Below are 19,571 nucleotides of genomic sequence, written 5' to 3' on the forward strand. Positions count from 1 at the left end.
GTCACCACCTATGTTGTAGTCATCCATAAGATATATATTCCTGCGATTCTTACTCGCCCTTCAGACCGGACAGCGTTACGCCCTTCACAAAGGCGTCCTGCGCCATTAGGAACACGATCAAAATCGGCAATACCGTAATAACGGTCGCAGCCATTAACGCCGGCCAATCCGTCGAATACAATCCCTGCATATTGGCGAGCCCCAGTGTCAGCGTCATTTTATCCATCGAGCTCAAGAATACCAACGGGTTAATAAAATCGTTCCATGTCCCCATCGTGATAAAAATGCCCAAAGTTGCAAGCGCGGGCTGAGACAGCGGAATGAATATTCGCCAGTAGATGCCGAATGGCGTACAGCCGTCGATCTTCGCCGCTTCCTCAAGCGCGCTAGGAATACCGATGAAGAACTGCCGCAGCAGAAACGTTCCAAATGCCGAGACGGCGCCTGGCAGGATGAGCGACCAATGCGTGTCCAATAGCCCGTAATATTTCATGAGCAGGAACGTCGGGATCATCGTCACTTGCGCCGGGACCATCAGCGTGGCCAAATACAGGCCGAACAAGCCGTCGCGTCCTCTGAATCTGAGCCGGGCAAACACGAATCCCGCCATCGAGCTTGTGATCAGCTGCGCTATGACAACGATAACTGTAATTTTGAGAGAGTTAAAAAAGAATTGATAGAACGGAAACCGCTCGGTCATACGTTCGTAATTGCCCCACTTCAGCTGTTCACCGAAAAATTTCGGAGGGTATGTGAACACTTCGCTTGAATCCTTCAAGGAAGTACATATCGTCCAAATGAAAGGGAAGAGCATTACGAGCGATCCGAGAAGCAGAAATAGATGCGCTGTCGATTTTACCCAGATTCGTTCCTTCATAGCGTCCTCCCTTTTAATAGATGCTTATTTTTTTCTGCCGCCAAAATTGGATTAACGTAATGATCAGTACGATAAAGAACAGAACATACGCCATTGCGCTGGCATAACCCATTTGGAAATATTGAAAGGCGTTCTGGAAAATGTAATAGACGAGCACAGACGTCGATCTCGCCGGTCCGCCTTGCGTCATCAAATAGACGGCGTCGAACACCTGGAAGGAATTAATAATCGACATGACCGTAACGAAAAACGTCGTAGGCGATAACAGCGGTACCGTAATGCTGAAAAATTGCCTCACCTTACTCGCGCCGTCTATAGACGCCGCCTCATAATAATCATCCGATATGGATTGCAGTCCTGCCAAAAAGATAAGCATATTAAATCCGAGACTCTTCCAAATGCTGGTTGCGATAACGGCCGGCATCGCCCATGAGGCGCTGGTCAGCCAAGTCGGCCCGTCGATGCCCAAGAAGGAAAGAGCATAATTCAAAAGTCCGAACTCCGGATTATAAATCCATTGCCAGATAACGGAGACGGCGACCATGGAGGAGATAACCGGCAGGAAGAATGCCGCGCGGTAGAAACGGATAAATTTCAGCTTCTGATTGAGAAACACAGCCAGCAGCAGCGATAAAGCGATGCCGATCGGAACACTGACTAGCGTGAAATAGAACGTGTTGCCCAGCACTTGATGAAATACAGGATCCTCGGTCAGATGCTTGTAGTTCGTTAATCCGTTAAACTTGAACGCGTCAATCATGTCCCAATTCGAGAAGCTGATGACGAACGTTGCAAGCACCGGAAGAAGAAGGAACATTAGAAATCCGACAATATTGGGCAGCAGCATGACCGTTGCCCAGAATCCGTCCTTATAAAAAAGCTTTCGTTGCATCATGGTCTCCCCCCTCGGTGAAAGCTCCCCGGAAAGAAGCTGGCTTCCGTCCGGGGAGTTAATCGCTTTTACTTCTTGCTGGCTAGAATGTCGTTTGTCTGTTTTTCGATATTTTTAACCGTATCGTCCACCGATTGGGCGCCGTAGAAGAATTTATCCAATTCAGCTGTTGTATTGTCCTGAATGCGCTGACTGCTCAGCATTGCGTATGGATATGTCTTGGAGTTCAAGAAATACGGAATGAGATCCGTAAAGCCTTCAGGATGCACGCCATCCGTTAACCATTTGGCAATCCCCTCTTCCGTATAAAGCGATTTGTGGTTAGGCAGCCACAGACCGGCCTTCACGTTTTGCAGCTGGTAGCTTTCGGAGGACAAGAACTTGATGAGCTGCCATGCTTCTTCCGGGTGCTCCGTATTGGCAGAAGCGACGTGCAAATGCGCTTGCCCGTGAGTAATAGCTTCATCGAATTTCGGAAGGACCGCCATGCCGACATTAAAGTTCATATTCGCGATTTCCTGAAGCCCCCAGGATCCTTCTATGAGCATCGCGATTTTACCTGTTTGCAGCATCTGCGCCGCGCTCATGCCGCTATTCGTCAGCAGCTTCGCTTCCGGGCTCGCGCCATGCACCTTCCGAAGATCGGAGATCGCTGTAAGCACTTCCTTCACTTCCGGCGTGTTCGCGGCGGAAGCCGTCAGATCCTCCGTGAACCAGTTGCCGCCATTGCTCATAATGGCCGCTATCGTCATATAGTAGTTTTCCAGACCGTAAACGCCGTACTGCTCGACGTTATCGCCATTTTTGACTGTCATTTGCTTCGCGACTTCAACGAATTGCTCCCATGTCCATGCTTGGTCGGGGCTGCTTGGCGGATAAGGGACTCCCGCTTTATCGAAGAGATCCTTGTTATAGAACATAACCGGAGCGACGATACAAGACTCGATGCCGAAATACTTGCCGTCAACCGTGCTCAGCTCAACAGCTGAGTCGATCAGGTCGGCTGCTAGACCTTCCGCGTTTACCTTATCCGTAATATCAAGAAGTCTGCCGGCTTCCGCAAAGTCACGGTAGTAGTCGCTCTGCAGGAAGTAGACGTCCGGCGCTTCTCCGCCAAGCTCAAGCGCCTGCATCTTGGCGACGTACTGCGTGCCGCCCGGGATCGTCGTATATTCGACCTTGATATGCGGGTTTTCTTGCATGAACCGCTCGAGGCCTTTTTTGACGCTTTCCGTTTCGAGCGGCGAGACCTCCCAACCCATAAACTTCAGCGTGATCTGTTCTTTCTCTTGCTCTTTTCCGTTCTCGGACGCGTTATTCTTATCCGCGTTGACCGGATCGCCGGAGCCGTTGTTCGATTCGCTCGATCCGCATGCGGATGCCAGCATCGCCAGCATCAGTAGCAGAATCATGACCGGCGCCATTGCTCTTTTCTTCATAGAAAGACCCTCCACCAGTTTTAGTATGATGTCAGCGACGGTGCGCATAATAGCGCTTTCAATCACTGCACAGTCACTATACCAAACCGATGGAGGGACTAATCTTGTAACATCTTTGGATAATAACACGATTATTGCGAGAAATACTTTCCGACCTGCTCTGCGATATCGTCGAGCGCCTCCTGCGCGCTCTTCTCGCCCTGCAGGACTGGCAGCAGCCCCGCAGTCACTTCGGGATAAATTTCTTTCTGATTGTGCAGATAATAGCCGACGCTCGGAATGCCGTTCTCCAGAAGCTGACGCATCATCGCATCCTTAAATCCGGGCGGGTGCGCGGCAGGATTCGCATTCACCCACCGGTCAATAAGGGCAGGATCGGTATACCATTGTTTAAATACCGGCATCCATAATCCATCCGCATACAGCTCTATGGCCTTATTCGGATCGGAAAGCCACTTGTACAGCAGCCATGCTTCTTCCGGATGCTTGGACGATTGGTAGATGACGGTAGCTCCGCTTAGTCCTACCGTCACGCTTTTCTTCAGCTTGGGCAATACGCCGATATCGTAATCCGTCTTGGCTTTGCCCAGATCGAGATTGATCCATTGACCATCAATAATCATAGCCGTCAACCCGGCCTGCAGCGCAACGTTTAATGACGGCAGCTGCTTGGAAGCATACGGCGACGGCGCGACATGATACACGTTCGTTAAGTCGGCCAGCTTCTGAATGGCCTCCGCCGTCTGCGGAGAATTCAGCGTAAATTGCCGTCCATCCGGACTGATCCACTCTCCGCCGTTGCTAAAGATAAAATTATTAAGCGGCTCTACCCATGTCTCGAACATCACGCCGTAACGCACAATATGATTGCTGTCGAACAGCGGGTCCGCTGCATTTCTTCCGTTCCGATCGAGCGTAAGCTTCTGTGCCGCCTCGACGAATTGCTCCCATGTCCATGCTTCCTCCGCCTTCGCGGGAGGAGGCGATACGCCGGCTTGCCCTAACAGATCCCGCCGGTAGAACAGTCCAAAGCTCTCGGCAGCCGTGCTTATCCCCCATGCAAAGTCAGGACTCGAATAATACCAAAGATAATCGAGGAAGTCTTCTTTCTTCAGCTCCGGATCCCGTTCCAAAAAATCTAATAGGTTCACAAATTTATGGTTGCGCGCGAAAACTTCACCCAGCTCTGTTGTCATGTACGAAATATCAGGCTCATCATTGGAGGCAGATAGGGAAAGCATCTTCGTATTAAAATCGGAATTCGGAAGCTGCGTCGCTTCCACCTTGATCCATGGGTAGGCTTCGCTAAAGCGGCTTAGAGCGTTCTCGATCGCGTTTTTTTCTTCGACAGAGCCCCAATACGTGAATTTGAGCGTCACCTCTTGCCGATCTCCGCCCTTGACGGAACTATCCTCGGACGGAGCTGCCGGAGGGCGCAAGAGCAGCCATACGACCCCAGCTATCGCCCCTATGGCGAGAACTGCAAATAAAGCTCTGCTTTTCATACTAGTCCCACCTTTTCTCGTCCGGCCGGCAATGAAACCATAACCGTAGTGCCTTGTCCGGGAACGGATTGAATGTAAATGCCATACTGATCGCCATATAAGATCCGAATTCTCCGATCCACATTCGCCATCCCGACATGATGATGGTCTGTCATCAGATTCCCGAGCTGCGAAGCATCCATCCCTGCTCCGTTATCCTCGATTTTGTATACTTGAACGCCAGCTTCGTAATAGCAGCTGATCCGCAATATTCCGCCGCTTTTCATCTGTTTAAAGCCATGCACGAAGGCATTTTCAACAAGAGGCTGAAGGAAGAACTTGGGCACAGTGTTGTCCAGCATTTCGGGATCAATCTGATACTCGACCTGGAAGACGCCTTCGAACCGCTTGCCCATAATCGTGACATAACCTTGGAGGTAGGACAGATCATCCCGGAAGCTGACCTGCGCCGTATCGGTCTTCACCATATATTTCATCATATTAGACAAGCTGATGACGACCTCGCTGACCTCCATTTCCCCCTTTTCCAGCGCCATAAGGCTGACCATATTGAGTGTGTTGTACATAAAATGCGGGTCCAGCTGCATATTGAGCGCTTTAATCTCGGCTTCCTTCTCGCGAATTTGCAGCTCATAATTGTCTTGAATCAGCCTCTTAATATTCTCGTTCATGTCATTGAACTTCTTCATCAAGACCTTGAATTCGTAGCTGCCTTTCTCCTCAAAGCGGGTTTCGAAACGGCCTTCCCCCGTATTCGCGATTGCCCGGATCATCAATCGAAAGGGCTGTGTAATCAGCCTCGATAGAAATACCGATAAGGTCAAAAAAAGCAACGTAATGATCCCGATTGAAATAAGCAAATTCCGCATGTACTGCTGAACAACAGGCTCCAGCAGTTCGCTTGGCGGGATGAAGGCCATACTCATCCACCCCGTAACCTCAGACTTCGCGAATGCGACAACCTTCTCCGACCCGTCGATCTTCAGCATTCGAACGCCGTGACTGGCATGCATGATCTCGTCCAGTTCAGGGATTTGGAATCGGGTGGACAGCTTGGAGCTGTCTGGGTGCGATACGATATAGCCATTCTCATCCATAACAAAGTACGTATTTCCTTCCACTGGAATGCTGTCTTCGAATATGTTCTTAAACATCGTGTCCTTGAAGTTGAGCACGAGGATCGGCTTCTCCGGGAGCTCCTCATACTTGCGGTTATTCTCTTGAAGATAGGAGCCTTGCAGATGCGTCACGGCAGAGAATAGATACTTATAGTCATAATTCAGCGGCTTCAAATACTCGATTCCGAACATCTCGGCAAAATCATAGGTCGCCACCCATTCCGTTCTGCCTTCCGCTTCTTGCGCGATACGCTTCAATCGGGATTCAGCGAACCCGTCGATCGGAATGAAATTTTTGGCGTGCTCGCTGTTGGCGGATGAAGCATTTCCGAAAACATAGTAGGGAGCTGCTACCTGCACAGAGTACAGATCCTGAGACTGCGCAAAGTATTTGTTCAATATATTTTTGATTTCAAGATCGGCGGCAAGCACCCCTGTCTCATCGTTCGGGTCCAATTCCGCTATGATCCGGTAAAAATCAGAATCTTCGGTAAACCCATAGATCATTTCGCGGATACGGGACATTTTGACATCGATGAGCTCATTGTTTTTTCGAACGATCGTGTAGACGTCCTTCTGCGCCATCTCGAGCAGCGTGTCCCGGTTAAGCCGATAGTCGCTAATACTGAAGATGGAGACGGTTATCAGTAGAAGGATCAGATAAGTAATGAGCAGCTTGGTATGGAGACGGCTGTCTCTGATCTTGGCCATGAAATTGGACATTACCGGCCGCCTTGTCCGTTCAGCTTGCGAAAGGAGTTCGGCGAAACCCCTGTTTTGCGCTTGAACATTTTATTAAAGTAGGAGATGTTATGAAAACCCGTCTTTCTAGCGATTTGATGAATCTTCTCATTGGACTGGGCCAGCATCCGCTCAGCATGCTTCACGCGCAGATCGATTAGATACTCCGAAAAGTTAATGCCTGTCTTGTTTTTAAATAGGTTGCTGAAATATGAGGCGTTAAAATGAAACATGGCTGCTACCGATTCCAAAGAGATATCCTCCATATAACGCTCTTGTAGATAGGTTTGACATTTCAGAATGAGAAGGCTGTTCTTGTCTTGCCGATAAGCCGCAGAGAGCTCGATAATTCGCTCAACCAGCTGTTTGAAATGGTACCGCAACTCTCCGAAGCTCTCACCGCTGTCCAGCCTAACCTTATAGCTGTCAATAAGAGCAGCCGTTTCCTCCTCAGCAATCATAGCTTTCATCTCATCCCGCATATGCCATAAAACCGGAACAATCTGATCCTTTATAAGGTTAGGGTCCGGAAAAGGAGGCGACGGCGGCAGCTGGAACAACGCGTTGACCAGATCCGCAGCTTTATACCGCTCTCCCGCCTTGACAGCCAGCATGAGCTGCTCCGCGATTTCAATGGGCTTAGCGGCTGGTTTGTCAGCAAAAGGCCGAATATCCGACCCCCATAAGATGGCAGGCTCGGGCAAATAGAAGCGATGCCGAAGCGCTAATTCCGCTTCCCCGAAGGATTCTACCAATTCAGCCGTCAAATTCGGACGGAGCGTGCTTGCGCCAAGCACAGCGCCTTCTGACTGATCCGACTTCCAGCTCTCAAAGAGCCGGCTGATTCGGCTCACCGTTTCGGAAGGCTTGGCCGCGTAATACCGGTTCAGCCAAACGAATGTAGCGATCCGTCCGGTGACGGAGTCGGCGAACGAAACGTTTTGCCCGACCGGGTCCAATACGGTTTTCCAGCTTGCAAGGAAGTCGCGGGCTTGTTTCTCTTCTTTGCCTAAATCCAGGATCAAGGCCATGCCAGGACATTCCGCCGGCATCAGCTGCCCAAGCTCCGTGCGCTGTCTATCGCTTAACGTCCCCTTAATCATGGATTGCCATAGATGCTCCTGATACAGGGCCAACGTTTCCTTGCGCTTTCGTTCTTTGCGGGCCCGCTCCTCGAGCGCGTTGATGATGCGATCGATATCCGCCATACCGATCGGTTTGACTACATATTCGACAACCCCATGCTGAATCGCTTGCTTGGCGTAATCAAACTGCGCGTAACCGCTTATTAGGACCGTCATCATTTCCGGTCTATACTGGTGAATGCGTTCAAGCAGCGCTAGCCCATCCGTGCCCGGCATCCGAATATCCGTCAGTACGGCATCTATACTTTCCTTCTCGATTACCGACCAAGCCTCCTCGGCATCCGTCTTCTCGATAATGCGATAATCCGGCCGCTTCTTGGCAATGATGACAGACAATGCTTTTACCTGCCGCGGCTCATCGTCTACGATTAGCAAGGTTAACATATCCTGTCCCCCTCTATATGAAAACGCTGTCATTAAAATATAATCGAATAATTGTTAAAAAAATAGATCGATATTTTTGTAAACTAACATTATTTTTAGGTGAGGGGGGCTTATTCGAGAAAAAAGAGGCCCGTTTTAGGAAGACTGAGCGCAGAAACTGGAAGGGTCGGCCATGTTTCGGGTTATCTATTCTCTCTACGGATAACTCTGCGGCTGAATACAAAAAAAATCCCCGGCATCGCGATTGAGCCGGGGGCATTTCTCCTTATCTCTTCGACTTATAAAACTCACGATACTGCTTCAACGCGCTCTCACTCCATTCGGTGGCCTTGATCAAGACAATGGTGCCGATCGAAATCAATTCCTAGATATCCGCGCCGGTATTATCGAATTTTTTGGACGTTGTGGACGCAAGCCCGATGTAATAATTATCCTTCACTTCTACTTTCAGGGATGGAGGCCATAGCCAGCTTCCCGGCTTCCAGCAGCGCAATGATTCGGTCCACGTCATAGACGCTGCCTCGCCAAATTCCGCCGCTGGCGGCTTGAAGCGCGGCCCATAGCCGCGTATCGTCCGGCAAATTCGGATCAGGCGCTAGCGAGGGATGGGGCAGTCTCTCTTGCAATCTCCGCGCTCCCTCCTCGTAGTCGAATCGTTCGGCCCCTTCGCCTACGAAATTAATCGTGCCGGATAGCTCGTTCAAGTCCACTATGATTTCAACCCAATCCCCGTCGCGCAGCTTGGAGATCGGACCTCCGGCTAACGCTTCCGGACCGATATGACCGATGCATGCGCCCGTCGATACGCCGGAGAAGCGGGCATCGGTAAGCAGGGACACCTCTTTGCCATAGGGCAAATGTTTAAGCGCGGACGTAAGCTGATACGTCTCTTCCATGCCCGTACCGCTCGGTCCTCTGCCGATCAAAGCCATGATGTCTCCCGCCGAGATGTTCCCGGTTTTGATCGCCTTGATCGCGTCCCGTTCCGTCGTGAACACTTTGACTTGCCCCAAATGTTCGTATATGCCTCTCTCGTTTACGACAGAAGGGTCGATGGCGGCCGATTTGATGACCGAACCTTCCGGCGCGAGATTGCCGACTGGGAAGGTTACGGTAGAAGCCATTCCGGCAGCGCGCGCATTCGCAGGCGTATAGATGACCGTATCGGGATCAATGCCGTCGACGTTGCGCAGCAGCTCCCGCACTCGATGCCTTCGCTCGGAGGATTCCCACCAATCCAGCACCTCGCCCCACGTCTTGCCGGATACGGTCAGCGCCGATTCGTCCAGCAGCCCGAGCCCTCTCAGTCGGAGCATGACTTCCGGTACGCCGCCCGCAAGGAAAGCCCGAACCGTAGTATGCGGCACGGGGCCGTTCGGCAATACGCTGACGATGCGAGGCACGCTCCGGTTGATGCTCGCCCAGTCGGCTACATCGGGCACGCGAAGACCCGCTGCCTGCGCAATCGCGGGAATATGCAGGAGCAGATTCGTGGATCCGCCGAATGCGGCATGCACGACCATTGCGTTGCGGATCGCGGAATCTGTCAGAATGCGGCCAACAGTAATGCCTTGCTCTACAGCGGACATTGCCGCCCTTGCCGATTGGCGGGCCAGCTCGGTCCATATCGGCTGCCCGGACGGGGCCAGCGCGGCATGAGGCACAGTCAGGCCAAGAGCCTCCGCCACGACCTGGGACGTGCCCGCCGTGCCGAGAAACTGGCAGCCGCCTCCCGGCGTCGCGCATGCCCGGCAGCCCATTTCGGCGGCTACCTCCAGCGAGATGTCTCCGTTCGCGAATCGCGCGCCAATCGTCTGCACCTTGCCCGCGTCTTCGCCGTGCGTCGGCGGCAGCGTCACGCCGCCGGGCACGATCAGTCCGGGCAGCGAAGGCGTTCCCGCCAAGGCAAGCAGCATGGCGGGCAGTCCCTTGTCGCAAGTCGCGACGCCGATAACGGCTTTGCGAGTCGGCAATGAACGAATCAGCCTCCGAAGCACGATCGCGGCGTCATTCCTGTAGGGCAGCGAATCGAACATCCCCGTTGTTCCTTGCGATCTGCCATCGCACGGATCGCTCACATAACCCGCGAACGGAATCCCTCCCTCGGCGCTGATTTCCTCGGCTGCGGCCTGCATGAGAAGGCCGACCTCCCAATGTCCCGTGTGATAGCCTAACGCTACAGGCTCCCCGTCGTCCCTTCGTATACCTCCCAGCGTGCTTAATAGCAGAATCTCCCTTCCTCCTAAACGCGAAGGCGGCAAGCCCATCCCCACATTTTGGGACCATCCGAACAAATCGCCGCTAGGCGACTCTCTTAACAGCTCCTTGGTAAGCGGCAATGATCCCGCCGGACCCGGCGCATGGGTGAATATTCGATATATCTCCTCGCCGCTGGGCTCCGCAATGCGTTCCCACTCCTTGTTCATGCCTCGCTCCTCCTTATGGATGGTCGCCGATCAAGGCTTCATGAATACCGTTTTAATCGAAGTGAAAAATTCGATCGCCGCTTGTCCTTGTTCTCTGGAATGAGAGCTGGAGTCCTTCATTCCGCCAAACGGCGCCTGAAGCTCTACGCCTGCCGTTTCGGCATTGATGCGTACGAGTCCCGCATCCATCTCTTGCACGAAAGCGAGCGCGCTTGCGATATCCTTGGTGTATAGGGAGGCGCTGAGGCCGAATTGCACGTCGTTGGCCAGCCTGATCGCCTCGGGCAAATCGGCGGCCTTCATTAGCGACAGCACCGGACCGAAGATCTCTTCCTGCGCGATTGCCATGCGCGAATCGACGTCTTCGAATATCGCCGGCGTGATGTAAAAACCGTCCCGAAGCTCTTCTTCCTCAGGCGGCGTTCCTCCAAGCAGCAGCTTCGCACCTTCTTCCTTGCCGGACCTAATGTAGCCAAGCACCGTTTCGTATTGTTTTTCGTTCGCGCAAGGACCTAGCCAAGTCGTCTCGGACAAGCCGTTCCCGACCCGAATCGAAGCCGTCTTCTCGACTAGCTTGTCGCGGAAAGCCTCGTATACGTCCTTTACGACGATTACGCGGCTCGTCGCCGTGCATTTCTGACCCGTGGACTTGAAGCCGCCGCTGATCGCTGCGTCCGCCGCCAGATCCAGATCCGCATCCGCCGCCACAATGATCGGGTTCTTCCCGCCCATCTCGAGCTGATATTTTGCTCCGCGCGCAAAAGCCGCCTGTCCGACGGACTTCCCTACCGCATTGGAGCCTGTAAACGTAATGCCCTGTACGCCCGGATGCTCGGCAAGGCCCTGCCCGATTTCCTTTCCGCCGCCGATAACCAGATTCAAAACGCCCTCCGGCAGCCCGGCTTCATGAAAGCATTCCATCACGAGTACCGAGGTGACCGCGGTTTCCGAGGCGGGTTTCCACACGACCGTGTTACCGTAAATCAAGGCCGGCGCTATTTTCCAAAGGGGTATCGCAACCGGAAAATTCCAAGGCGTAATCGCTCCTACCACGCCCAAGGGGACTCGTGTCGTGAACATGAACGCATCGGCATCCGAAGCGGGAATGACGTCTCCGATCTTGCGCATGCCTTCGCCGGCATAATAACGCAGAATGGCAACCCCCCGGGCCGTCTCCCCTTTCGCCTCCGCCAGCGTCTTGCCCATCTCGCGAGTCATGGTGCGGCCGACCTCGTCAAGCCGCCTTTCCAATATATCCGCCGCTTTGTACAGAAATGCCCCCCGCCCCGCGCCAGACAGCTTGCGCCATGCTGCGCGCGCATCGTTTGCCGCCGTAACGGCTTTGTCGAGGTCATCCCGAGTCGACAACGGAATGTTGCCGACAACTTCGTTCCGATTGGCAGGATTTACGCTTATCGTCATTTGACCTCGTTGCGGCGGCAGCCATGCTCCGCCTATATAATTAGAATAGTTATTTATAGATTCCATATCGCTTTTCCTCCTATTCAATGAGTCCCATTAGGCTTCGACGGTATTAATCAACGTTCCGATAGGCTTGATTTCGATTTCTATGCGATCGTTCGGCCTAAGCGTGAAGTCGTCCGGAGGAACAAGGCATGTTCCCGTCAGAAGAACCGTTCCGTCGAATATCAGGTTATCCCTCTTCAAAAACGATACCAGCTCATCCAATCTCCGCTTCAGCGATCCCGTGTTCGCCGAAATGTCGACGACGGCCTCATCCTTGCGGTAAATGCGCAGCCCGATCTCCAGATCGTACGGATTCGGCGTCGCTTCGGCGAGCCGGATGGCTGGCCCGATGGAGCAGGACTGCTTCCAAATTTTCGCTTGCGGGAGATAGAGAGGATTCTCCCCTTCGATATCCCTGCAGCTCATGTCGTTGCCGATCGTGTAGGCTACGATTTCTCCCCCTGCGTTCAGCACGAGTCCAAGCTCGGGCTCCGGTACTTGCCAAGAGGAATCGCTTCGCAGCTTGACGCTTCCCCCAGGTCCGACCGTACGCGCCAAGGTCGATTTGAAAAAAATTTCAGGACGCTCGGCATCGTAAACAAGATCGTAAAACGTAGAGCCCGCATCGGCTTTGCCGCCTGTCACTTCGTAATTGCGGGCTTCGCGGCTGCGCTGGTACGTGACGCCTGCCGCCCATACCTCCGGAGCATCCACAGGAGGCAGCAGCTCTAGGGAACTCCACTCTCTACTCAGAGGCGTGCCGCCCGTGATGTCGGCGTTGATCTGCTCGAGCGGCGTCATTCCCTGCCGCTCTGCCCTGCGGAACAATTCCCATACATTCTTGTCCTCGAGCGGATAAACCGCTTCATCATCCGTTACCGCCGCAAGTACTTTCGATACTCCATCCCGATATTGAATTAACCGCATACCATCTCTCCTCGTTTTATAATATAGTACAGCGTTCTATAATATAGCTATATTAAAACCTCTAGCGAGACCTCTCGTAGATGAGCGACCGCGTATAGAGGTGGATTTTATGCTTACTATTGAATGGAAGAGAACCGTTATGCACGGTGCCCCAATCTTTGAGATATGCTCATTGCGGTTTGATTCAATTCCTCGATCAGCTTCTCCAGCTCCTTATCGTCTACGCGCGACCGTAACGTCGAGACGCTAATCGCCGCCGCTGCTACCCCCCGGTGATCGAAGACGGGGACGGCCGCGCATCTGACGCCAACCTCGTTCTCCTCGTCGTCGATGGCATAGCCACGCTGTCTAACCAGCTCCAGCTCGCGGAGGAATGCTTCCGGGTGGGCGATCGTCTTCTCCGTAAGCCGAACGAACTCGTAGCGTTCAAGCAAGCGATCGATCCATTCCGACGGCTGATAAGCGCTAAGCAGCTTGCCTACGGAACTGCTATGCAGCATGACCCGCCTCCCTATGCGGGAATAACGGATCGGAGCGAGATGGCCTTCCACTTTATCAATGTATACGCCTTCATAACCGTCCAATATGACCAAATGGGTTGTCTGTCCCGTGTTATTCGTGAATTGCTCCAGACTAGGCTTGGCAACCTGCCTGATGTCCATGGACTGCAGCAGCTGCTGCCCCTTCTCCATTAGCCGCAGACCGAGGCGATATTTCCCGCTTTCGGGGTCCTGCTCCATATACCCGCGTGACTGCATCGTCTTCACCAGCGAATGAACCGTGCTCTTGTGCAATCCCATCCTGTCGCTAATTTCTGTAATCTTCAATTCCGGAGTCCGTTCGTCGAATAAATCCAAAATAAGAAGCGCCCGTTCAACCGCTTGTATGATCGGCATTAATCGTTACAACCACCTTAAGTTCAATCTCTGCTTGCACAAGGGATTCGACGTTTGGTTCCTCATTCCTGCCTGCTCGCGAAATTTATGAGAGACCTTGCCAGATCACCCCTTAGTGGAATCAAGCACTCTCAAAATCAAAACGACAGCTTCTGCGCGAGTTGCATCGCCATGAGGCGCAAATCGATTATTCCCTCTTCCCTGTATAAGGCCTAAGTCAACAGCTGTGACTACGGCTGGATACGCCCACTCTTGAATGTGATCCGCGTCGGCGAAGACCAGCTGCTTGCCCGCTTGATTCGTCTCTTCGTAGCCGATGACGCGCATTACCATTACGGCGATTTCAGATCGGCTAATTAAGCGATGAGGTCGAAACGTGTTATCCTCGAATCCTTTCACAATTCCTTCAGCTGCCGCTTGCGACACATGAGCTCTCGCATATGCCGGAATTTGTTCGACATCTTTAAAGACATTCGCGTCATCCGCATTTGCATCGAATGCCAGCGCTCGAGAAAGCATTGTAGCGAATTGCGCGCGAGTCACTTTATCTTGCGGCCGGAAACGACCATCCTCGTAACCATTGATCCAGCCCATTTTGGCCGCTCTCTGTATATCGGCTTTGGCCCAATGATCTTCAATATCGCTAAAGCTTGGCTCATCTTCTGAAATAATGGAAACAACATGAGACAGCCGAGGCTCATACGCAGCGCTTGCGACTTTACTATCCACAAGCTTGACTCGAATTAATTGAATGGCGGCTTGTCCTTCTTCTACAGCCTTGAACCTGAAGGTTGCCAGCTGCGCCGCACCGTTAAGACCTTTTGTATGGCCAAGCTTTGTATTCGCAAATGTAAGCTCCCCATCTTGTACAATGGGAGGAATGGTAAAGCCGTCCAAGGAGGTCGAACCCTCTTGGTATTGCAATTTGTCCGCATCGTAGGAAAGACGCAATTCGAAGCCATAAAGATCCTTTAAATATTCACCCCCGACACGAATCTCCACGATGCCGCCTTCTCTGACTTCCTCCCGAGAATCCGTGGCAGAGCCATTAAGCGAAAAAACGGGCTGCTCCCCAGCAAATGCAGCCGTCGGGAGTATCGTTATCAAGAACACCAACGATAAGCATAGTGACAACAGTCTGTTAGTCAATCTCATCTTCCTCCCTTTTGCTCTTTTTCATTAAGGGAAGGCAAGGGTCCAAGGGTATCAACCGAAAAATCTGCCGATACCCTTGAACACCTTCCTCTCCATTACTGAGCTAGGATTAATCTTGCCAAGGCTGCAAGATCCGCAATATCAATGATTTTGTCATTGTTGAAATCATAGTCCTTCACCTGATTCCAATCGGGACTATGGGCTTCCGACTTGCCATACGCTTTGGCCAGCAGCGACAAGTCGCCTATGCTTACTCGATTATCGTTATTGACGTCGCCCGGTATGGTTGGCTTCTGTATTTGAACCGTATGCGCGGTAGCGGCAGCAAACGTCTCAACGCCCTCCTCGTCAGCGAGTTCGGCGCTGACAACCCGAATTTGAGCAGCTCCTGTAATGTCCTTCGCCTTGAAGCTTAGCTTTAGGAGGTCCCTGTTCGGATTGTTCTGATAATCCCCTAGATGGATGCCGATAATGCGAACCCACCCGGCGCCTTGATTATATTCGAGGACGAAATTCTCATCGTTCATCGATACCGGCGGACCCATAAGCTCCAGTTTGTCGGCATCGTATTCAATCCTGATGTCCTGTGCAATGACCGTCTGCTCTGTTCCGCTCAGGCTATAGATCAAATCAAACGTTTGCCCGACGTTCACCGTTTCCAGGCCTGTCAGCACGGTGGAGTTGGACACGACCACTGACGGCTTTTGAGCATAGAGATCGAATCGGTCAAAGGCCGGCGTATATTGATTCGGCACTGCTGTATAAGGGGTAAACCCTTGGGTTCCGGCCCCATTATTGCCGCCATAGGGGTTGGAGCCGCCATTATACGTGTTATTATTCGAGAATCTGATCGTATTGGCGCCTTTTTTCAATTCCACGTCTATCGTTTGGGTGGCGAACTGCTGCCAAGATATCGTGTTTTTGAAAAATACGGTTTCCGCCTCGCCGCCATTAACGCTTATTTGCGCATACCTTTCTACAACGTCATTGTTATAAGCATGCGTTCCCGCGCTTTCCCCATTGGCATATCGGACAACCAGCTTATAAATTCCGTCCTCGGGCACTACGATATCGTCCATTTCGAGATATCTTTCCGCACCGTCGTACGAGGTAATTCCGTTTACATACTTCCCGTTCGATGCATATTTCGCAAACGCATCATTACGGATTAGCGGAAGCTCGGCTCCTGCTGGAGTACCAACGACAACTGCATCCTCGGCCTCGATCGAGAAGACGGCGTCTTTATTAACGAAGGCAGCGTGAATGCTATCCAGATGTAGCGTTGTATTCGATTGAATATCAATCAGATTGATTCCTGCGCGCAGGAACATACGCAGCGTCGCTTCCTCCCATTGCCCATTCGTATTCGTGATGGATATTCCCGCAACAGGTTTACGGTCGTGATTAATCTGAATGACGCCATTGCCCCCGGACGCGTAACGAATCGTCACGTCATACATACCGTCGTCAAGCACGCTGACAACGAAGCGAGTATTGGCATCGGCATTCGTACCGTAACCCGTCACATAACCCGCACCTTCGAAGCCCGCTATGCTATCCCCGCGAGTCAAGCCTTTCGCCGTATCATAATCGGCAAATTCCGCTTGCACCCGATAATTCGGAAGCTCGCCCCGATCACCGCTATACGTTAACTCGATCGCATCAAGCGTAGATTGGCCTTGGCCTTCCTCTCCCGTATCCTGATTAAACTTGCTGATACTAATGGAATGAGTGCCAGCCTCCAAATCGATAAACATGGTGTGGCCGCCTAACAGCTCCATGCTGTAGTCCGCTCTAAGAACAATCTTCCGAGAAGGCTGATCATCAATCTTGATGAACCACTCCGAATTGATGCGCTGGTTTGCATTCCCGGTATTGGCTTGGTTACGCATGCTCGCCGTTGCGCCGTTGCCGCCGATCAAGTCCAATCGATAACTTCCGTCAGCCGGAACTTCGATATCGGTCCATTTGACAACACTGCTTTGTTGCGAAATCCCCGCGACGTATTGACCATTAGAGGCCGAACGACCGGAATTGCTCGAACGCGGGTACACGCTTGTCGTCGTTACGTTCGTTTTCACCTCTGCATTCTCAGCCTCGTAACGCTCAAACCAAACTTCATTCGGTTCATGGTTCACAGCCGGAGTAATGACGGCGTAATAAGCGGATGTATAATCGTCCAGCTCTACATCCAGCGTCACTGTACCGTTCTTGACCGGAAAATTGCGATCAACAATTTGGGTAGGCTCTACCAGGAAGCCCGTCAATCCCGTGTAGCCTGCATGCCATACGGTTACATGCACTTGCTCTGCCCCTGCAAGGAATGCCGGACTGTTCGCATGGCCCGTCACGTGATTGAAAACAATCGAGCCGCTGCCTTGTGTGCCGCCAAACGCAATGCCTACCTGCTTCTTTTCATCTTGAATGGAGGATAAACCATACAATCCTGGTCCATATGCGTCCGTTTCGCTGCGTGGAGTAACGACACTCACTTTCGCCATGTCGCCGCCCATCATGTCCGCATACCACTTGTACAGCCACCATGCGCCATTCGGCTCGTTCTGGCCGGCTAGCAGCGAGCCGTAGGAATTGGCCGTGTTCCAGTAAGGCAGCATACTGTTCATTTTCATTTCATCATAACGCGCGATATACTGAATCAACGATCCGCCAACCGCAATCTCTGCCGTTGCGGCATATTCGTTAATATCAACCTTGATCGGGAACGGAAGCTCGCGATCCGGATACAACTCCCGATACTTGGCTGCATTCGCTTGTTCTACGGCTCTGTAGGTGGCAATATTGCCCGCCGTAGCGTTAAACGCTTTGTTCCACAGCATATGCCAGCTAATAATGTCAGGAAGACAGTCATTGATAACGCAAAAGGCGACTAAATCCTCAAACACTTTTGCGCCATATTGCGTTAAATTAGGGCCGGAGATTCGGGCACCTGGATCGATTTCCTTTATTTTATTGGTTACCGCAAGCCAATCGTTATTAAACACAGCTCTTGAGCTTTTTCCTGTAGCGTTGTCGGATAGCAGCTGCGGATAACGTGTGCCATTCTGTTCCGGCTCGTTGAAGGGGATATAAATGAATTTCTGATCGGGGTCCTGGCCAGGGTTCGCGGCGCCCCATTGCGCCTTGAACTCCTTGACGGCCGTTGCGATCGGGATAACGGCTTCATTAATATATTGTTCTGCCGTTCTTGAAGGATAGTACCAGCGCTGGTAATAGTCTTGCATGACGATATTGACAACTTCACCGCCGGCCTCGAAAAAATAATCGGCTACTCGAAGCGCGTCTCCAGTGGGATGTTGGATGCCGTTCGGCGGCTTCTGCGTAATATGCGAAGGTTTGATCGGAATCAGCGTATTGATGTCAGGTACGTTGGGTTCACTTATCGCGTATAAAGCGCCAGCAGAGCCGTGGAACACTTCTCCCAGCGAACGGTCTGCCAAATCCACATTCATTTTCGCGGGAATCTTCTCATCGACTACCTCTGCCTTCGTTGCCTCGTACAGCGCGCTTACCTGCTCCGCAGTCAATTTCGAGTTATAGACCCGGATATCATCGAACTTCCCGCGAATATCTCCGTCCGAAGTATATAAGGATCTGCCAAAATCATTAAACTGCAACGCATCCAGAAAGTCACGATTGAATAATTGCGTCATCGTAGTCAGCATTGTCGCCCCGGAGGAGCTATTGCCCGGCTCTATGCTGCTAGCCTCCAGCACTTTTCCATCCAGGTAGACATCGTAGGCGCCTTCTTTATTCATGGTGACGACAATGTGCTGCCACTTGCCTTTTGCCGGGCTGGTACTCCATGTGACATCCCCGCGGTAGACGGCAACGACTGACGGATCTGTGCCTGTATAGATCCGGTTATTAAAAGTTCCTCCTCCGGCTACGATGACAAACTCCGTGTCTCTCCATCCGTTTATCCCGCTGCTTGTCAAACCTTTTTCCCCAATCGTAGAGGAGAATAGACGCGTGTAGGCGTTTGCCGATTGATCGATATTCGCCCATACCGCGAAGGTCAGCGCCCCCTCGACCTCGGCGTACAGATGATCCGGCAATTCCAGCCATGCCGTGCCATTCGCGCCGCCAGTCAGAGATAACACTTCCCCCCGCTGCTCATCCTCCACGATCGCGGCCGTTCCTTTCAGCACGGCATAATCGTCGCTAGATGCAGGGCTTGCGCTATTCTCGACAGACGTTCCATTTTTCACTTGTTCTTTATGAAAGGACCATTGAAAGAGAGGACTTGTAGCAGCTAACTGAGATGTTACTGGTTCCTTTACGGAAACTTGATTATCCGTGTCGGAAGCGCTTGCAAAAGTGCTCGGCAACATAATCATTAGGGCTAGCACGGCTGAAATCGTACGCTTAGCGTAGGCTCTCAAATTAATCTCACCTCTTATTTTTATTGGACTTCTTCTTGTTCCCCAGTCAATAACGCTGGTATGAAGTCTGGCTTATGCCGAAATAGCTGCCTCAACCTCCCTTGTTCACAGTAGTCGATTTGCCCCAAGCCAAATGTTACGGGAATCGTCCGATTTAAGAAATTAAGGTTTTTTACTACTCCTGTTCCTTTCTTTA

12 protein-coding genes are annotated in these 19,571 nt (G+C 52.0%); all 12 read right to left on the minus strand.

Going from position 1 to position 19,571, the window contains the following annotated elements:
- Positions 1-49 precede the first annotated feature (49 nt).
- Entirely contained in the window at positions 50-877 is an 828-nt protein-coding gene (locus D3P08_RS05695; protein ID WP_119598462.1) for a carbohydrate ABC transporter permease, read from the minus strand.
- Between the two features lie 13 nt (positions 878-890).
- A complete protein-coding gene (locus D3P08_RS05700; RefSeq protein ID WP_162848382.1) occupies positions 891-1,769 on the minus strand; it encodes a carbohydrate ABC transporter permease in 879 nt (292 codons plus the stop codon).
- Between the two features lie 68 nt (positions 1,770-1,837).
- Entirely contained in the window at positions 1,838-3,208 is a 1,371-nt protein-coding gene (locus tag D3P08_RS05705; protein WP_119598464.1) for an ABC transporter substrate-binding protein, read from the minus strand.
- A 131-nt stretch (positions 3,209-3,339) separates the two neighbouring features.
- Positions 3,340-4,713 carry an ABC transporter substrate-binding protein gene (locus tag D3P08_RS05710; protein ID WP_119598465.1) on the minus strand — a complete coding sequence of 458 codons (1,374 nt, stop codon included), beginning with the start codon at positions 4,711-4,713 and terminating at the stop codon, positions 3,340-3,342.
- A complete protein-coding gene (locus D3P08_RS05715) occupies positions 4,710-6,554 on the minus strand; it encodes a cache domain-containing sensor histidine kinase (protein ID WP_119598466.1) in 1,845 nt (614 codons plus the stop codon). The genes D3P08_RS05710 and D3P08_RS05715 overlap by 4 nt, the downstream gene beginning before the upstream one ends.
- On the minus strand, positions 6,554-8,101 hold the full coding sequence (locus D3P08_RS05720; RefSeq protein WP_162848371.1) for a response regulator transcription factor: 1,548 nt from the start codon (positions 8,099-8,101) through the stop codon (positions 6,554-6,556). Before D3P08_RS05720 ends, D3P08_RS05715 begins: the two co-directional genes overlap by 1 nt.
- 428 nt (positions 8,102-8,529) lie before the next feature.
- On the minus strand, positions 8,530-10,527 hold the full coding sequence (locus tag D3P08_RS05725; RefSeq protein ID WP_119598468.1) for a YjhG/YagF family D-xylonate dehydratase: 1,998 nt from the start codon (positions 10,525-10,527) through the stop codon (positions 8,530-8,532).
- A 30-nt stretch (positions 10,528-10,557) separates the two neighbouring features.
- Positions 10,558-12,015 carry an alpha-ketoglutaric semialdehyde dehydrogenase GucD gene (gene gucD, locus D3P08_RS05730; RefSeq protein WP_119598469.1) on the minus strand — a complete coding sequence of 486 codons (1,458 nt, stop codon included), beginning with the start codon at positions 12,013-12,015 and terminating at the stop codon, positions 10,558-10,560.
- A 30-nt stretch (positions 12,016-12,045) separates the two neighbouring features.
- Positions 12,046-12,921 carry a fumarylacetoacetate hydrolase family protein gene (locus tag D3P08_RS05735; protein WP_119598470.1) on the minus strand — a complete coding sequence of 292 codons (876 nt, stop codon included), beginning with the start codon at positions 12,919-12,921 and terminating at the stop codon, positions 12,046-12,048.
- A 137-nt stretch (positions 12,922-13,058) separates the two neighbouring features.
- Positions 13,059-13,817: an IclR family transcriptional regulator gene (locus tag D3P08_RS05740; RefSeq protein WP_119598471.1), complete on the minus strand. Its 759-nt coding sequence runs from the start codon at positions 13,815-13,817 to the stop codon at positions 13,059-13,061.
- A 105-nt stretch (positions 13,818-13,922) separates the two neighbouring features.
- Positions 13,923-14,966 (minus strand): S-layer homology domain-containing protein, encoded by a 1,044-nt coding sequence (locus tag D3P08_RS05745; protein ID WP_119598472.1) that lies wholly within the window; start codon positions 14,964-14,966, stop codon positions 13,923-13,925.
- A 101-nt stretch (positions 14,967-15,067) separates the two neighbouring features.
- A complete protein-coding gene (locus D3P08_RS05750) occupies positions 15,068-19,201 on the minus strand; it encodes a LamG-like jellyroll fold domain-containing protein (protein WP_162848372.1) in 4,134 nt (1,377 codons plus the stop codon).
- Positions 19,202-19,571: the final 370 nt, after the last annotated feature.

The organism is Paenibacillus nanensis (assembly GCF_003583765.1).
In the GTDB taxonomy this organism is placed as follows: Bacteria; Bacillota; Bacilli; order Paenibacillales; family Paenibacillaceae; genus Pristimantibacillus; species Pristimantibacillus nanensis.